Here is a 15,160-nt window from a genome sequence, read left to right as displayed (position 1 = left end):
CCGGCTACGCCTCGAGCAGCGACCGCGAGGCGTTCCCGGCGATCAGCAGCGTCGTGACGACCAGCGCGGTGGTCGTAATTACCGGACTCAGCAGGCCGGCCAGCGCGACGGGGACGGCGATCGCGTTGTACCCGAACGCGAGGGCGAGGTTCTGAACGATCCGTTCGCGGGCGGCGCGCGCGAGCGCGAACGCCCGTTCGACCGCCGCGAGGTCGTCCTCGACGATCGCGAGGTCGGCCGCGTCGGCGGCCAGCGCCGTCCCGCCGCCCAGCGAGATGCCGAGGTCGGCCGCCGCCAGCGCCGGCGCGTCGTTGGTCCCGTCGCCGACCATCGCCACGCGCCCGTCGGCGCACAGCCGCCGGATCGCCGCGGTCTTCCCCGCGGGCGGGACGTTCGCGAAGACCCGCGACACGCCCGGATGCTCCCGGAAGCGGGCCGCCGCCGAGTCGTCGTCCCCGGTGAGTACCACGACGTCGACGCCGTTCGCGTCCAGTTGCGCGACCGTGTCCGCCCACTCGGATCGGGACTCGTCGCCGACCACGACGATCCCCTCCGCGCGACCGTCCCGGCCGACGACCACGGGGAGGTGTCCGGCCTCGCGCGCGTCGTCGACTCGCGTCTCGAGTCCGTCCTCGAGCGACCACCCCCGTTCGGCGAAGAGGTCGGGGTGACCGACGAGGATCCGCCGGCCGCCGACGACCTCGTCAGAACGCCCGCGTTCTGACGGCCCATCAGACGGAGTCTGATAAAGGCCTTCGACGCCGGTGGCGTGTCGCTCGAACTCCCGGACGCGGCCGGATTCCGCGTCGTCGCCCCCCGCCGAGGGTTCGTCGGTGACGCCGCCGTCGGGCCGATTCGCGTCGGCGGTCTCGGTCGATTCCGAGTCGCCGAAGGCCTCGGCGATCGCGGCGGCCGCCGGGTGCGCCCCGCGGCGCTCGACCGCGGCGGCCGCTCGCAGCAGGTCCTCGGGGGCGTCGGCCTCGAGGACGGTCATCGCGCCGGTCGTGAGCGTCCCCGTCTTGTCGAAGACGACGACGTCGATCTCGCGCAGGCGCTCGAAGACGCTCTCGTCGAAGACGACGATGCCGCGTTCGAGGCCCTCGCGGATGCTCGAGGCGATCGACATCGGCGTGGCGAACGCGAGCGCCCACGGACTCGCGGCGACGAGGGCCAGGAGGACAGCTCTCGCGGTATCCGCCGGACCCGCACCCAGCAGGGCGGCGGCAATCCCGGCGATGACGGCGGCCGCGACGACGACCGGAAGGAGGGTTCCGGCGAGCGCGTCGGCCCGGCGGTGGACGCCGTGGTCGGCGCTCTGGAGGTTCCAGACGGACCGAGTCAGCCGATCGATGCTGCTGGTCGTCTCGTCGTCGGCCGCGACGACCGCGGCGCCGTCGGTGACGACCGAGCCGCCGATCAGGGGGTCGCCGGCGGTCTTCGAGACCGGCAGCGACTCGCCGGTGAGAACCGCCTCGTCGACCGTACACGCCCCCTCCGCGAGGCGGCCGTCGACCGGAACGCGCTCGCCCGCGCGGACGAGCAGACGGTCGTCGGCCGCGACCTCGGCGACCGGCACCTCCAGCGTCTCGCCGTCGGCCTCGAGCACTCGGGCCGTCCCGACCTGCGAGATCGTGAGGTCGGTCAGCCGGTTCAGGGCGTCGCGTTTGACCGACTCCTCGTAGAAGATCGCCGTCATCACGACCGCGGCGACGAGGATCGTCAGGTCGTAGTAGATGTCGACGCTTCCGCTGACGAACGCGATCGTTCCGTAACAGTAGGCGGCCACGATCGTCAGCGTCGCGAGCAGGTGGGTGCTCGGCTCCCGGAGCTTCAGGCTTACGTACGCGCCGCGCAGGAGCGGGCGCCCGGTCAGGTAGAGGATGGCGCCGGTCAGCCCGAAGTACAGCGGCAGGACGAGGCCGACGTCGAACCCGCCGAACTGCTGGGCGTACTGCTCGAAGAGCCAGTAGTCGGTGTAGTCGGCGACCTGCATCGGGTAGAACGTCGTGACGTACGGCAACAGCAGGAACGAACCGAAGACGATTCCGACGATGTAGCGCACCTCGAGGACGTTCTCCGCGCGGCGCTTTCGCACGCCCTTCATCTCCCGCGACCGGCGCGTCGTGCTCTCCTCGGTCGCGTCGCTCTCCCCGGCGGCCGCCTCGCGGCGGTAGGCCGTGTACCCGGTCGTCGACAGGGCGTTCTCGAGTTCGTCGGCCGAGATCCGATCCGGGTCGTGATCGACCCGGACCGTCTCGGTGACGTAACTCGCGGCCGCGTCCGCGACGCCGTCGCGGCCCTCGGCGACCGACTCGAGGTACGACTCGCAGAGCGCCGAGTGCATGCCGTCGATCCGGAAGAACGTCCGTTCGTAGCCCTCGGGCCGCTCCACCGCCGGCCGGTCGTCTACGCCTGGCGCTCTGGCGTCCGCGTCGCCATCGTCCGCGCCGTCGCCCACGTCTGCGTCGTCGCCCGAGTCCGTTCCATCGCCGAATTCTGCGCCGACGCCGAGTTCCGCGGCGATCTCCCGGCACCCGCTCGAGCAGAACGGACCGTCTCCCGAGTCCGCCACCGTCTCGCCGGCTGACTCGCCGACGGCCGTCCCGCACAGGCGACAGTGCTCGCGCTCGGTTCGCTGTTCGCTCACTGTCCGAAGGGTCGGCCTCGAGCGCTATAACGGTATCAACTTCGAACGACGACGGTGCCGTCCTCGCCGACCGCGGCGATCCCACCGATTCCCAGCGAGACGGCCAGCAGTCCGGCTGACGCGCCCGTATCGGTTCGCTCCCAGTCGGCGGCCGCTCCCTCGCGCACGTGAACCGCACCGTCGGACGCGCACGCGACCGTCCGGCCCTCGTGGCGATCGATGCCGGGCAGGGCTTCGTCGGCGACCCGCTCGGGCGTCCACGTCGAACCGCCGTCGTAGCGGTGGACGACGCCGTCGTCCGCGCTCACCAGACAGTCGTCCCGTCCGCCCGTCGCGACGTCGGTGAGCGTCCCGTCGGCACCCTCGAGTCCCACGCGTTCGAACGACTCCCCGCCGTCGTTCGTCTCGAAGACGCCGTCGTTGGTGTCACAGCAGTACCCCACCGCGTCGTCCGCGAGCGCGACGCCGGAGAGACTCGAGCCGCTGCCGGGTTTCTCGGGCCCGGTCCACTCGAGGCCGGGGCCGTCGGTCCCGTCGGCGCGATACTCGCCGCGGAGCACGGCGCCGGAGCCGTCGATCAGGAGCACCGTCTCCGCGCCGCTCGCGCCGCCGACGGCGACGCCGAGCCAGTTATCGGTGATGTCCTCCGGCGCGGTGTAGTCGGTGTGCCGGCCCGTCTCGGCGTCGATCCGGCCCAGCGCGCCGCTGTCGCCCGCGACCCAGACCGCCTCGCCGTCCGCCGTCGCGTCGACGCCGTGGAGGTCGTTACGTCCCGCTGCGGGCCCGTCCTCGAGGACGACCGTCCACTCGTCGCCGTCGCCGGCGAGGACGACCCCGCCGTCACCGACGGCGTAGCCGGCGCTCGAGCCGTCGGTGTCGTTCGGTTCGGTGAGGACGACGTCGCGCAGCGTCGCCGCTGTGGGCGCGTCGACGGCGTGCCACGCGGGAGGCTCCGGTTCGGATTGCGGCTCCGCGGTTGGCTCCGGGTCGGACTCCCGCTCCGCGGTGGGCCCCTCCGGCGCGTTCGGCTCTGTCCCGACCTCGGCCGCTGGTTCCGGCTCTGTCTTCGCCTCTGGATCCCCACGGGATGGCCGTTCCGCCCGCGGAGACGCGCGCTCGCCGGCGACCGCTTTGGCGGTCTCGTCGCTCGAGTCGGCCGTCTCGAGTTCGTCCGTCTCGTGGGATGTGGCCCGTTCCGCGTCCGGTTTCGATTCGGCGCGTCGGGGCTCCGGCTCCGGTTCCGATGCGGTCCGTTCCGGTATCGACGTGTCGCGTCCGGGTTCGACTGCCGGGTCCGCGTCGCGGCGTTCGGGTTCGGGTGCGTCGCGATCCGGGACCGATCGACCGTCGGTTCGCCCGTGGCGCAGGTAGAGCACGACTGGCGGGACGACGTACGACGCCAGCGCCAGCGCGGCGAACCAGCGGTGGACGATGGTTAGCGTCCCGAACGCCGTCAGTCCGGCCGTCGCGACGGCGTGGATCCACGTCTTCGTGTAGGAGCGATAGAAGGGGACGAAGCCGCCGGACTCGAGACGAGCGTCCTGTGATGACATTGGGCCGTGTCGGTGAGTCGTTCGCGTGTCGATCGGCGTTCGTTCCGTCGGCTCGAGTCGAACCTATCGGACTGGTGGCCAAAAGGGTAGTGCAGGCACGCGCACGACGAATCCGAGCGACGGGACCGACGTCGACCGATCAGAACCCGTGATCGCCCTCGAGCAACACGAGTTTCGTCCGGTCGTCGGCCTGCGTCCAGTCGGCGACTCGTTCAAACGAGAACCTCGAGATACCGGTGACAGAGGCGGAGCGACCGCTTAGCGCCGGCGGCGGCGCGTCGTCTCGAGCGAGACCGTCAGGACGCCGTTGTTGTAGACGGCGCTGCGGTCGTCGCCGAACCCCCGCCGCGGGGGGAGCGACGGCAGCGGCGAGAAGACGCGCGCGTAGCGCTCGCCGTCGCGATCGATCTCGATCCGGACTCGAGTCGTCCCCGCTTCGACGGTGAGATCGTCGACTGCGGCGGGCGAGACGTCGACGACGACTCGGACGCAGTCGTCGACACGGTCGGACAGCACTCGAGTCGGGAAGGGGAACGTGGTCGTTTCGGCGCCACCGAACGCGGACATAGGACGACGGTTCGACTCCAGACCCAAACGTTGCCGCGTGTACTGCTGGCCCTTTGATAAGGTGTGCCTCAGGCGTGGCGTCGGCGCTTGAGGGGCGGCCGCGCGTTCAGTCCATAGTACGAATGGAACGGCGCTTCGATTGGAGCGACGGATGAAGCGAAGCGTCCTGCTATCGTGGCAACGGTGATTCGCCACGCCCTCCCCAGCCGACTCGCTCGCTGCGCTCGCTCATCCCTCGCGCAATTCCGCCGGAGCCCCTCGCTGTCGCTCGGTCCTCCGACAGCGCGCGCCACCGCATGCGGGTTCGTCAGCCGAGCGTGGTATGTTCTCAGTCTGTACTGAACGGCAACTGCGTGTGCGAACTAAACGAGTCAGCGGGTCGCGTCGCGCAGCACGAGCGTCTCGTCGGCGAGGTATCGATCGAGGACGTGCGCGTCCTCCTCGAGTGTCTTCAGATGGCGGCGCAGGAGTTCGTTCGTCGCCCTATCGCCGACCCGGTCCGCCAGTTCGATATGCTCACGCCACTGCACCGCGAGCGTCGCGTACCCGTCGAGGTCACGCTCGAGCGACGAGCGGATATCGTAGTGGTGGGCGTCTTCGATGACTATCGGCGCGTGCTGGCGGATACCCATCGGCCCACAGGCCGGAACGCCGCCGAGCGCGGTGATCCGAATGGCGATGTCGTCGGTCATCTCCGTGAGCCGGTCGGCAGCATCTTCGAGGAACTCTCTGAGTGGCTCCAATTCGGCCCCTTCGGCGAGCCAGTAATGCTTGCGCACCTGATTGAAGAGGATATACAGCCCGGATATTTCGCTGTTCAGGGCTGTGACCAGCCGTTCAGCCACGTCCCGTTCGAGACGGAGCGCATTGTCGGCTACCGTCCCCCACTCTTGCCGGACGTGAGACGGGTCGGGGCGTCGAAGGTGTGGTGTACTCGTCATCGGTCCCGCAGCACCTCCGCTCGAACGAGCGTCTCATCCTCGAGTAGTTGCTCGATGACGTGGGCGTCTTCTTCGAGGGCTTCGAGGTGGTTTCGGAGCAGTTCGGCCGTGCCCGGATCGCCCCGTTCTTCCGCGAGCGCGATGTGGTCGCGCAGACTGACGATCAGGGTCGCGTACCCCTCGAGGTCACCGTCCAGGGAGGTCCGCAGGTCGTAGAGATCCTCGGCCTCGAGGTGGACGTCGGCCCGTTCCTGCAGCGTCGACGGCGTATTTGGCGGAATCCCCCCGAGCTCGACGATCCGAATCGCGAGGTCGTCGTTGATCTCGCGCACGCGCTTGTAGGCGTCCTCGAGGAAGTCAGCGACCGACTCGTGTTCGGCCCCCGCAGCGGTCCAGTAATGCTTGCGAAGCAGGTAGAACAGGTTGAACGATCCGGCGTGGTCGACGCTCAGGGCGTCGACGATCGCCTCGGCGTCGGCGCGGTCGATCCGGAGTTCGTTCGCCGCGATGGTGCCCCACTCTTGCCGTCGCTCGCCCGTCTCGGGCTCCCGAACGAGGCGCCCTTGTTTCTGTGCCATTCAGGTCACCCGTTCAGTGAGTGGCCTCTTCGAGGACGAGCGTGTCGTCTTCGAGGTAGTGTTCGAAGTGGTGGCCGTCTTCCTCGAGCGTGACGAGGATCTCGCGCAGCAGTTCGCCGGTCGCGTGATCGCCGAGGTTCTCGGCGAGTTCGATGCTGCCGCGCATCGACTCGACGATGTCGCCGTACATCTCGAGGTCGTTCTCGAACATCGTGCGGACGTCGTAGACGTCTTCGCCCTCGAATTCGACGGTGGCGCGCTCCTCGAGGTTGGTCGGTCCGGAGACGGGGACGCCCCCCAGCGCCTGGGCGCGCTCGGCGATCTCGTCGGCGCCCTTTTCGACGTGTTCGTAGGCTTCCTCGAGGAACTCGTGGAGGGGCAAGAACTCTGCACCTTCGACCACCCAGTGGTGTTTCTTGAGCTGGTGGTAGAGGACGTACGAGTTCGCGAGTTCGGAGTTCAGCGCCTCGACGATCTGCTCGGCTTTGTCCTGCTCGAGCCGGAGCGCGTTTTCGTCGACGGTGCCGGCCTGTTGACGGACGGTCGTCTCTTGGGTACTCATCGCAGTGGGATAGTCGCTCGACACCTTTATACCTTTCAGGTGGGACACATTTTCGGCGGACCTAAACTTCATTCCGTCGATTCAGTCCCATCAGTATCCATACGCATAGAACGCTTCTAGCATCCGCGAACGAAGCGAGCGGTTCACCGACGCCGAGGCCGAGCAGTCGGCCTTTTTCATCGAAGTCCGCGAGAGCGTCGCTCTCGCGGACCCGTCAGAAATCTTCGATTTCTGAGGGCGTTTTTGCGCCCAGCGAGGGACGCTCCGCGTCCCTCGAGTCGTGTGAGCGGACTCCGTCCGCGAACAGAGAGTGGTTCGCCGTGGCGAACCCGAGGCGGAAAAAGTTCGTGGCGGAACGATTACAAGCCTCCCCGGGGATTCGTGTGGTATGACACGACTTGCCGATTCGGATCGGGAGCGCATCGCTGATCTCTTCGACCGTCACCTCGAGGTCGGCCTCCACCACGGGGCGCAGTTAGCGGTCTACGTCGACGGCGAGCGGGCGCTCGACCTCGCCGGCGGCGTCGAGGCGCCCGAGGGTCCACAGGAGACGCCGGAGACGCGTCACCTGCTGTTCTCGAGCACGAAGCCGTACGCGGCCGTCACGCTGCACACGCTGGTCGATGAAGGGAAACTCGAGTACGGCGACCGGGTCGTCGATCACTGGCCGGAGTTCGCAGACGAGGGCACGGAGAAAGCCGAAATCACCGTCCGGCAGGTGCTCAGCCACACGGCCGGACTCAACCGCGGCGAGATCGACGACCGGCCCGACCTCTGGGGCGACTGGGACGCCGTCGTCGAGCACCTCGAGTCGATGGAGCCGAACTTCGCGCCGGGCGAGACGCCCGCGTACCACGCGCTCACGTTCGGCTGGCTGGTCGGCGAACTCGTCCGCCGCGCGTCGGGGACGCCGATCGAGGAGGCCGTCGCGGAGCGCGTCTTCGACCCGCTCGGGATGGACGACACCGGGATCGGCCTCCGGGACGACGAGGACGACGACGTGGCGACGCTGGTCGCCTTCGAGGAGTTCGACCGCTGTCGCGACCCCGGCGAGGGTCTCGGCGATCACACCGAGGTCGCCGCGCCGTTCAACAGCGAGGAGATCCACCGGGCGGTCATCCCCGCCGCCAACGGCATCGGGACCGCCGGCGACATGGCCCGCTTCTACGCCTGTCTGGCCAACGGCGGCGAACTCGAGGGCACTCGCGTCCTCTCGGAAGAGACCGTCGACCGGATGACGAGGGTCCAGGCCGAGACGGACGCCGACGGAACGATCGGCCGCGAAGGCCGGTTCGCGCTGGGCTTCTGGAAGGGCGGGACGACGGTCGCACCCTACGGGACGCTCTCGCCCGAACGGGTGTTCGGCCACGCCGGGCTCGGCAGCAGCGTCGGCTGGGCCGATCCCGCCGAGAACGTCGGCTTCTCGTACGTCACGAACGGGGTCCGCGACGGCTCCTACGAGCACGTCGCCCGCGTGAACGCGCTCGCCGACGCCGTTCGACTCGCGCTACGATCGGACTGAGCCGGCGACGCCGGCTAGTTGACCAGGTTGTAGAAAGCGTCGCTGAACGCGATCAGGACGAGCGCGGACACGACGATGAGTATCAGGAAGGCGAAGAACACGATCGCGGCCTGCCGGCCGGTCAGTGTTTCCCCCTCGAGGAATTCGTTCAGTTCCATGACTGTGTGTACACTCGTCATGGTAAAAAACAGTATCGAGACGGAACGGGTGGCTTACGCGTTCGGTTCCCAGTTCTCGACCGCGACTGTCTCGCCGGCGGGGATCCCCTCGCGGTCGTCGTCGACGACCACCCAGCCGTCGGCCAGCGCGACGCTCGAGAGCACCCCCGAACCGCTCGCGCGGGTCGGCGTCGCCGCGTAGCGAGGCTCGCCGGGTGCAAACGCCTCGCCGTCGTCGGGATCGCGGTCCTCGAGTCGCACGCGCGCGAACGTTCGCGTCCCGGGCTCGCTGGGGATCTTGCGCTCGAGACGCGCGTGCGTGGTCGGGTGGGGGTCGGGCTCGGTCCCCTCGAGCCAGCGCAGGACCGGCCGCAGGAACTGGACGGCGTTGACGATACAGGCGACGGGGTAGCCGGGCAGGGCGAGGACGGGCGTCTCCTCGACGAGTCCGAGACAGACCGGGTGGCCGGGTTTGAGTCCGACGCCGTGGACGATCACGTCGCCCAGGTCGTCGATCACCTCCGGCAGCAGGTCCCGCTCGCCGACGCTCGAGCCGCCGGTGGTGACGACGACGTCCTTCGCCAGGTCGCGCTGGATCGCCACGCGCAGCGATTCGGGGTCGTCGGTGACGACGTCCCGGTAGGTCGCGCGTCCGCCCCAGCGCTCGACGAGTCGGGAGACGGTCAGGCCGTTGGTCTCGATCACCTCGCCCGGCCCCGGATCACCCGCGACGAGTTCCTCGCCGGTCGGGATCACGCCCACCGTGGGACGCTGGGCGACCGCGACGCGGGCGTAGCCCGCCGACCGCAGGAGGCCCAGATCCGACGGCCGCAGCCGGTGGCCCGCGTCGTAGAGGTGCTGACCCTCCTCGACGTCCTCGCCGACCGGCGCGACGTTTTCCCCCTCCGCGACCGCGTCCGCGACCTCGAGTTCGCCGACGGACTCGAGTTCCTCGACGCGTTCGATCATCACGACCGCGTCGGCGCCCTCGGGGAGGGCGCTGCCGGTGTGGACGCGTGCGGTCGTCTCCGGACCGATATCGGCGTCGTCACCGATCCCCTCGGCGATCCGGAGCACTTCGGGGGAGCGCTCGCTCGCGCCGAACGTGTCCGCGGCGCGGACGGCGTAGCCGTCCATCGCCGCCCGCTCGTAGTGGGGGACGCTCCGGGCGGCGGTCACGGGCGCGGCCAGCACCCGGCCGTCAGCCCGCTCGACGTCGATGGTCTCGGTTCCCGTCGCGGCCGAACCGTCGCTCCCGTCGTCGGGACGTCGGTCCGCGTCGTCGCGCCCCTCGAGGGCCTCCCTGAGTTCCCGGCGCGCCTCGTCGACCGGGGTCCGGACCTTGAACCCGGCCTCCCTGCGCTCGCTGTCGGCTCCGTCCATACCTCAACCCGGGTCGTCGGGGGCCAAAAGCGTGGGGGACCTCGCGGCTTCCGCGGTTCGCCGGTTCGCTGTCCGTACCGCCGCCGATTCGGCCTTCGTATCGCCGCCGATCCGGCCTCCGTGTCCCACCGATTCGCTGCCAGTGCCGCCGCCGATTCCGCGTCCGTGCCGGTACGTATATCGGGCGCGGCTACGAACGGCTCGGGAGATGACACCGGCCCAACTCGAACCCGTCTCGATCGCCGTCCTCGCGCTGGGTGCGATCGTCGCCGTTCCGTTTTGCTGGTACGGCCTCACCGAACTCCGGGTCGCGAACCGCGTCCTCCGGGTCGAACCGGACTCGGTCTTCGACGCCACCGACGGCGGCCGGGTCGAACTCCGCGGGACCGCCCAGCCGGTCGAGGAGGGTCGGCTCGTTCGAGCGCCGTTCACCGGAACCCCGTGTCTCGCCTACGAGTACGAGGTCGAGCAGTACGACTCGAGCGGGAAGGGCTCGAGCTGGCGGACGATCGACTCCGGCGAGGGGTACGTCCCGTTTCTGCTCGACGACGGCGCGAACAGTATGCTGATCGAGCCACCGGGGGCCGACTTTCGCCTCGAGGCGGACGAACGGATCGACGTCGACGGCGGGACGGCGCCCCCCGAGCGGATCGCGCGGTTCATCGAGGCCACCGACGCCGTCGACTGCCAGAACACCACGGTCGACCTCCGCGTGTTCGAGCTCACGACGGGAGCGGACCGCCGATTTCGGGAGCGCCGCCTCGAGCCCGGCGAGACGGTTCACGTCCTCGGGACGGCCCGCTACGATACGACGGTCTCGCGGGCGGCGGGGCAGATCAACGCCGCCGTCGGCGTCGACGACGCGGCGCTCGCCGAGAGCCGCTGGATTCGGCTTCGCCACTCGCTGTTCGGCGATCCGTTCGTCGTTTCCGACAGCAGCGAGCGGCGACTCGGACTTCGGTCCGGCGGGAGCGGGCTCCTGTCGCTCGCGGTCGGCGTTCTCGCCGCGTGGCTCGCCGTTTCGTGGGCGCTTTGAACGGCGTCGGAACCGATGCACCGCGACCGCGACGACTGCCCCTCGAATCGACCGCTACCGCGGCCTTTTTCGTATCGGCGTTCGAACCTGTAGCTATGCCAGCGCTCCGTGACGCACTACGGGACCTCTCGGCGGACGTCTTCTTCGATCTGCTCGAAAGCGACGACGCCTACCTGCTCGTCCTCGACGTCCCCGGCGTTACCGCCGAGTCGATCGAACTCTCCGTCGAGAACGATCGGATCTCCATCGACGCCCACCGCGAGAAGGATCCCGCCGGCGACTACCACTACCTCGAGGAGAACCGCACGCTGTTTCTGAACGTCGACCTCCCCGTGCCCGCGGACGCGATGGGCTCCGAGGCGGACGCGACGGTCGAACGCGGCGTCCTCGAGTTGACGCTGCCCAAGACCACGGAGACGGAGACGACGATCGACGTCGTCGACGAGGACGGCGACTAACACGAGGTGACACAGGCTGGTCTCCCTCCGCGCGTACAAGCGGTTCGTCCTCGTCGCGTGGCAGTTCCTCCCGCTGTTGCTCGCCTTCGCCCGCGACCGACACCGCTTTCTGCTGTTCGGCTCCCCTCGACGGGTCGACGCCGAGACCCACCGTCACCGCGCCGAGGTCCTCCTCGAGTCGCTGTTGACGCTGGGGCCGACGTTCATCAAACTCGGGCAGTTGCTCTCGACCCGGCCGGACGTGTTACCCCCGGCGTACATCGACGTCCTCTCAGCGCTGCAAGACGAGGTGCCGCCGGCCGACTGGGCCGACGCGCGGGCGGTGCTCGAGGACGAGATCGGCCCCCTCGACGACAGCTTCGCCGAGTTCGACACCGAGGCGATCAGCGGCGCGAGCCTCGGACAGGTGTACCGGGCGCGCGTCGATCCGGCGACCGCCGAGTCCCAGTGGGGGCGCGCGGACGCCGGGAGCCGCGAGGTCGCGGTGAAGATCCGCCGACCGAACATCGAGGAACTGGTCGCCGCCGACCTGCGGGTGATCAAGTGGTCGCTGCCGATCCTGCTGTACTTCGTCGACGACTCCCGAGCGTTCTCGCTCGAGAACCTGGCCGACGAGTTCGCGAAGACCATCCGCGAGGAGATGGACTACGAGCGCGAGGCCGAGATGCTCCGGGAGATCCGGGGCAACTTCGCCGACGACGACCGCTTCGTCATCCCCGACGTCGTCGAGAGCCACTCCGGACGCCGCGTGCTCACCATGGAGTACGTCGAAGGGACGAAGATCAACGACCTCGAGGAACTCGAGCGCAAGGGGATCGATCGGACGCGAATCGCGGAGAACCTCGAGCGGGCGTACCTCCAGATGATCATGGACGACGGGGTCTTCCACGCCGATCCCCACCCGGGCAATCTCGCGGTGACCGACGACGGACGGATCGTCTTCTACGACTTCGGGATGTCGGGTCGGGTCGAGCCGTTCGTCCAGGAGAAGATCATCGAGTTCTACGTCGCCGTCGCCAACCAGGACATCGACGGCATCCTCGACGCCCTGGTCGAGATCGGCACGCTCTCCCCGGACGCCGATCGGGGCGTGATGGCCGAGGTGATGGAGATCGCCATCCAGGACGCTCGCGGGGAGTCCGTCGAGCAGTACCGGATCAACCAGATCGTCGGCCAGATCGAGGATTCCATCTACGTCTTCCCGTTCCGACTCCCCAAGAACCTCGCGCTGGTCCTTCGGGTCGCGACCGTCGTGGAAGGGGTCTGCGTCACCCTCGAGCCCGACTTCGACTTCATCTCGACCGCGACCGACTACCTCACCGAGGAGGGGTACCGCGAGGAGTCGATCCGGCAGTACGCCCGGGAGACGGGCAGACAGATCCGGCGATCCGGGGAGTCGCTGACCCGGCTGGCGCCCAAGACCGAGCGTGCCCTCGACCGACTCGACCGCGACGACCTCTTCGTCCGCATCGGCGTCGAGGACGAGGAGGACGTCTTCGCCAAACTCGCCAAACGACTGGTCTACGGCATGCTCCTCACCATGTCGCTGTTCTCGATGGGCGTCCTCTACGCGCTCGAGGCGCCCGAGGGGTCGATCGTCGCGGCCGTCTTCTCGCTCGTCATGATGATCCAGCTCTACCGATCGTTCCGCGAGCGCAAGGGGATCGGGACCCAGCCGCAGTTCACGCGACAGAACATGCGCCAGCGCCGCGGCGAGGAGTAGGGGGACGGTGGTTTTCTCGCTGGCCGGCTGTCGACCGAACGGTTGTTTGCTCTCCCCAGATGTTAGGGTTTACCCTAACACTTATTCTGTTAGGGTCCATCCTAACGATCGGGGATGAGCGATGACGTCAGCGTCGTCCGCGACGAGATCGAAGCCTATGCGGACGGCACCGTTGCCCGCGTTCGCGTTCTCGCGGTGCCCGAGTCGGAAACGTTTCCAAACGGAATCAAGTACGCGTTTCACTACGGAGAGGCCGGGGCCGAAGATCCGATCATCAGATTTGATAATCACCACGGTATTCACGAATTCCATCTCGGCTCGAAAACGCTCGAAACCGACTATCCCGGGTTACAGGTGTTGTATCGAACGTGGCGTGCAGCACTTCCGTTCGATAAACGCGCTGACTGGTAACGTCCACCCCCGAATGACAGCAATCATGACTCGAACACTCCACGTCATAATCGATTCCGAATCTGACCGCAGCGACCTCGAGGACACGCTCGTCGCGCTCGACGCCGGCGAGGACGTCGACCCGGAGCCGTCGACGCTCTCGGTCGAGGATCTCGAGACGTTCGGTCGGCTCTTCCGGCCGACGAATCTCGAACTGCTCGAGGCCATCGCCACCCACGACCCGAGCAGCATCCGCGAACTCGCGCGGGTCGTCGGCCGTCACCCGCCAGAGGTCACCCAGAACGTGACCGAACTGGCCGACTACGGTCTCGTGGAACTCGAGCAGGATGGCCGCGCGAAGCGCCCGGTCGTCTGGTACGACGAGATCGACGTCGACATTCCGATCGGCCGTCATTCGCCGGACACCGCACGAGCGTGATCGCTCGAAATATACTCCAGTTGAGGGAAGTCAAACGTTCTTTTCGCTGGCCCTCGAGGAAGCAGTATGGAGTACGAACGGATCGCCGACCTGCCGGTGACGATCGACGAGGTCTCGACCGACCGCCTCGAGCGCGAGACCTCGAGCGAGTTCACGCGCGTCACGACGGAGTTCGCGCTCTCGGGTCCCGGTCCGGACGGCGGACGGATCGGCGACGAGCGCGCCGTCGGCCGCGGCGAGGACGTCACCTACGAGACCGCCGAGCACGACGCGCTGGCCGAGACCGGGTTGCCGGACCTGACCGGCGAGTACACGATCGACTCCTTCTCCGCGCACCTCGAGTCGGTCGACCTGTTCCCGGCGGGCGCGCCCGACCGCGGGGAGTTTCGCAACTACCGGCGCTGGGGCCTCGAGAGCGCGGCGCTGGACCTCGCGCTCCGGCAGGCCGACACGGACCTCGCGAGCGCGGTCGACCGTTCGCTCGATCCGGTTCGGTTCGTCGCCAGCACCCGCCTCGGCGAACCGCCGACGACCGACCGCCTCGAGGCCCTGCGAGAGCGGGTTCCCGACCTCGAGTTCAAACTGGACCCGATCCCCGCGTGGGACGACGACCTCGTGGCGGCCATCGACGACGCGGTCGGTGCCGATGCGATCCGAATCCTCGACCTGAAGGGCCGCTACGAGGGGACCGACGTCGACGTTCCGGCCGACCCCGACCTCTACCGACGGGTGCTCGAGGGCTTCCCCAACGGCGTGATCGAGGACCCCGCGCTGACCGACGAGACGCGACCGCTGTTCGAGGACGCCGACGTGCGAAGCCGGGTGTCGTGGGATGCCCCCATCCACGGCCTCGAGGACGTCGAGTCGCTCCCCTGGGAGCCCGACTGGCTCAATATCAAACCGTCCCGGTTCGGCTCGCTCGAGTCGCTGCTCGAGACGCTCGCCGACTGCGAGGAGCGCGGAATCAGTTGCTACGGCGGCGGCCAGTTCGAACTCGGCGTCGGCCGCGGGCAGATCCAGACGCTCGCGGCCCTGTTCTACCGCGACTCGCCCAACGACGTCGCGCCGGGCGCGTACAACGATCCCGAGGTCGCCGATGGATTGCCGGCGAGCCCGTTCGAGCCGCCGGCCGAGCCCGACGGATTCCGGTGGTCGTAGGCGAGCATCGCGCGCCGGACGGTTGTTCGACCGGCGCGCGGCGGG

At 68.6% G+C, this 15,160-nt stretch carries 15 protein-coding genes; 7 read left to right on the top strand and 8 right to left on the bottom strand.

What is annotated here, in order from left to right; all coding sequences use genetic code 11:
- Nucleotides 1-4 precede the first annotated feature (4 nt).
- The 6 genes from J0X25_RS22795 to dpsA (J0X25_RS22770) form a co-directional block, all read right to left on the bottom strand.
- Nucleotides 5-2,647, bottom strand: a complete 2,643-nt coding sequence (locus J0X25_RS22795; protein ID WP_207289853.1) for a heavy metal translocating P-type ATPase — start codon at nucleotides 2,645-2,647, stop codon at nucleotides 5-7.
- A 35-nt stretch (nucleotides 2,648-2,682) separates the two neighbouring features.
- A complete protein-coding gene (locus J0X25_RS22790) occupies nucleotides 2,683-4,200 on the bottom strand; it encodes a hypothetical protein (protein ID WP_207289852.1) in 1,518 nt (505 codons plus the stop codon).
- Nucleotides 4,201-4,458: 258 nt separating this feature from the next.
- Nucleotides 4,459-4,767 carry an Hsp20/alpha crystallin family protein gene (locus J0X25_RS22785; RefSeq protein WP_207289851.1) on the bottom strand — a complete coding sequence of 103 codons (309 nt, stop codon included), beginning with the start codon at nucleotides 4,765-4,767 and terminating at the stop codon, nucleotides 4,459-4,461.
- A gap of 371 nt (nucleotides 4,768-5,138) precedes the next feature.
- On the bottom strand, nucleotides 5,139-5,708 hold the full coding sequence (gene dpsA, locus J0X25_RS22780) for a DNA starvation/stationary phase protection protein DpsA (protein WP_207289850.1): 570 nt from the start codon (nucleotides 5,706-5,708) through the stop codon (nucleotides 5,139-5,141).
- Entirely contained in the window at nucleotides 5,705-6,286 is a 582-nt protein-coding gene (gene dpsA / locus J0X25_RS22775; protein ID WP_207289849.1) for a DNA starvation/stationary phase protection protein DpsA, read from the bottom strand. Before dpsA (J0X25_RS22775) ends, dpsA (J0X25_RS22780) begins: the two co-directional genes overlap by 4 nt.
- Before the next feature lie 13 nt (nucleotides 6,287-6,299).
- On the bottom strand, nucleotides 6,300-6,848 hold the full coding sequence (gene dpsA, locus J0X25_RS22770) for a DNA starvation/stationary phase protection protein DpsA (protein ID WP_207289848.1): 549 nt from the start codon (nucleotides 6,846-6,848) through the stop codon (nucleotides 6,300-6,302).
- Nucleotides 6,849-7,236: 388 nt separating this feature from the next.
- On the opposite strand from dpsA (J0X25_RS22770), the gene J0X25_RS22765 reads away from it, so the two are divergent.
- On the top strand, nucleotides 7,237-8,370 hold the full coding sequence (locus tag J0X25_RS22765) for a serine hydrolase domain-containing protein (protein WP_207289847.1): 1,134 nt from the start codon (nucleotides 7,237-7,239) through the stop codon (nucleotides 8,368-8,370).
- 14 nt (nucleotides 8,371-8,384) lie between these two features.
- Here J0X25_RS22765 and J0X25_RS22760 read toward each other — a convergent pair whose 3' ends face one another.
- On the bottom strand, nucleotides 8,385-8,528 hold the full coding sequence (locus tag J0X25_RS22760) for a hypothetical protein (RefSeq protein WP_207289846.1): 144 nt from the start codon (nucleotides 8,526-8,528) through the stop codon (nucleotides 8,385-8,387).
- A 54-nt stretch (nucleotides 8,529-8,582) separates the two neighbouring features.
- Entirely contained in the window at nucleotides 8,583-9,911 is a 1,329-nt protein-coding gene (locus tag J0X25_RS22755; protein ID WP_207289845.1) for a molybdopterin molybdotransferase MoeA, read from the bottom strand.
- A gap of 208 nt (nucleotides 9,912-10,119) precedes the next feature.
- Between J0X25_RS22755 and J0X25_RS22750 the strand changes: the two genes are divergently transcribed.
- From J0X25_RS22750 to J0X25_RS22725, 6 genes are all read left to right on the top strand, one after another.
- Complete coding sequence (locus tag J0X25_RS22750; protein ID WP_207289844.1) at nucleotides 10,120-10,947, top strand: E3 ubiquitin--protein ligase; 828 nt, start codon at nucleotides 10,120-10,122, stop codon at nucleotides 10,945-10,947.
- A 95-nt stretch (nucleotides 10,948-11,042) separates the two neighbouring features.
- A complete protein-coding gene (locus J0X25_RS22745) occupies nucleotides 11,043-11,405 on the top strand; it encodes an Hsp20/alpha crystallin family protein (protein WP_207289843.1) in 363 nt (120 codons plus the stop codon).
- A 76-nt stretch (nucleotides 11,406-11,481) separates the two neighbouring features.
- On the top strand, nucleotides 11,482-13,128 hold the full coding sequence (locus J0X25_RS22740; protein ID WP_207289842.1) for an ABC1 kinase family protein: 1,647 nt from the start codon (nucleotides 11,482-11,484) through the stop codon (nucleotides 13,126-13,128).
- Between the two features lie 114 nt (nucleotides 13,129-13,242).
- Complete coding sequence (locus J0X25_RS22735; RefSeq protein ID WP_207289841.1) at nucleotides 13,243-13,539, top strand: toxin-antitoxin system TumE family protein; 297 nt, start codon at nucleotides 13,243-13,245, stop codon at nucleotides 13,537-13,539.
- A 25-nt stretch (nucleotides 13,540-13,564) separates the two neighbouring features.
- Nucleotides 13,565-13,957, top strand: a complete 393-nt coding sequence (locus J0X25_RS22730; RefSeq protein ID WP_207289840.1) for an HVO_A0114 family putative DNA-binding protein — start codon at nucleotides 13,565-13,567, stop codon at nucleotides 13,955-13,957.
- A gap of 66 nt (nucleotides 13,958-14,023) precedes the next feature.
- The gene (locus tag J0X25_RS22725; protein WP_207289839.1) at nucleotides 14,024-15,115 is read left to right on the top strand and encodes an enolase-like domain-containing protein; all 1,092 of its coding nucleotides are present in this window, start codon (nucleotides 14,024-14,026) and stop codon (nucleotides 15,113-15,115) included.
- The last annotated feature ends 45 nt before the right edge of the window (nucleotides 15,116-15,160 follow it).

This window comes from Haloterrigena alkaliphila (genome assembly GCF_017352155.2).
GTDB classification, from domain to species: Archaea; Halobacteriota; Halobacteria; order Halobacteriales; family Natrialbaceae; genus Haloterrigena; species Haloterrigena alkaliphila.
The sequence above is the reverse complement of the archived record's forward strand: the minus strand, read 5'-3'. Positions and strand labels throughout refer to the sequence as shown.

Coding starts and splice junctions, on each gene's coding strand:
- J0X25_RS22790 (WP_207289852.1), bottom strand. CDS start 4,200: ATGTCATCACAGGACGCTCGTCTCGAGTCCGGCGGCTTCGTCCCCTTC.
- J0X25_RS22785 (WP_207289851.1), bottom strand. CDS start 4,767: ATGTCCGCGTTCGGTGGCGCCGAAACGACCACGTTCCCCTTCCCGACT.
- dpsA (WP_207289850.1), bottom strand. CDS start 5,708: ATGACGAGTACACCACACCTTCGACGCCCCGACCCGTCTCACGTCCGG.
- dpsA (WP_207289849.1), bottom strand. CDS start 6,286: ATGGCACAGAAACAAGGGCGCCTCGTTCGGGAGCCCGAGACGGGCGAG.
- dpsA (WP_207289848.1), bottom strand. CDS start 6,848: ATGAGTACCCAAGAGACGACCGTCCGTCAACAGGCCGGCACCGTCGAC.
- J0X25_RS22765 (WP_207289847.1), top strand. CDS start 7,237: ATGACACGACTTGCCGATTCGGATCGGGAGCGCATCGCTGATCTCTTC.
- J0X25_RS22760 (WP_207289846.1), bottom strand. CDS start 8,528: ATGGAACTGAACGAATTCCTCGAGGGGGAAACACTGACCGGCCGGCAG.
- J0X25_RS22755 (WP_207289845.1), bottom strand. CDS start 9,911: ATGGACGGAGCCGACAGCGAGCGCAGGGAGGCCGGGTTCAAGGTCCGG.
- J0X25_RS22750 (WP_207289844.1), top strand. CDS start 10,120: ATGACACCGGCCCAACTCGAACCCGTCTCGATCGCCGTCCTCGCGCTG.
- J0X25_RS22745 (WP_207289843.1), top strand. CDS start 11,043: ATGCCAGCGCTCCGTGACGCACTACGGGACCTCTCGGCGGACGTCTTC.
- J0X25_RS22735 (WP_207289841.1), top strand. CDS start 13,243: ATGAGCGATGACGTCAGCGTCGTCCGCGACGAGATCGAAGCCTATGCG.
- J0X25_RS22730 (WP_207289840.1), top strand. CDS start 13,565: ATGACTCGAACACTCCACGTCATAATCGATTCCGAATCTGACCGCAGC.
- J0X25_RS22725 (WP_207289839.1), top strand. CDS start 14,024: ATGGAGTACGAACGGATCGCCGACCTGCCGGTGACGATCGACGAGGTC.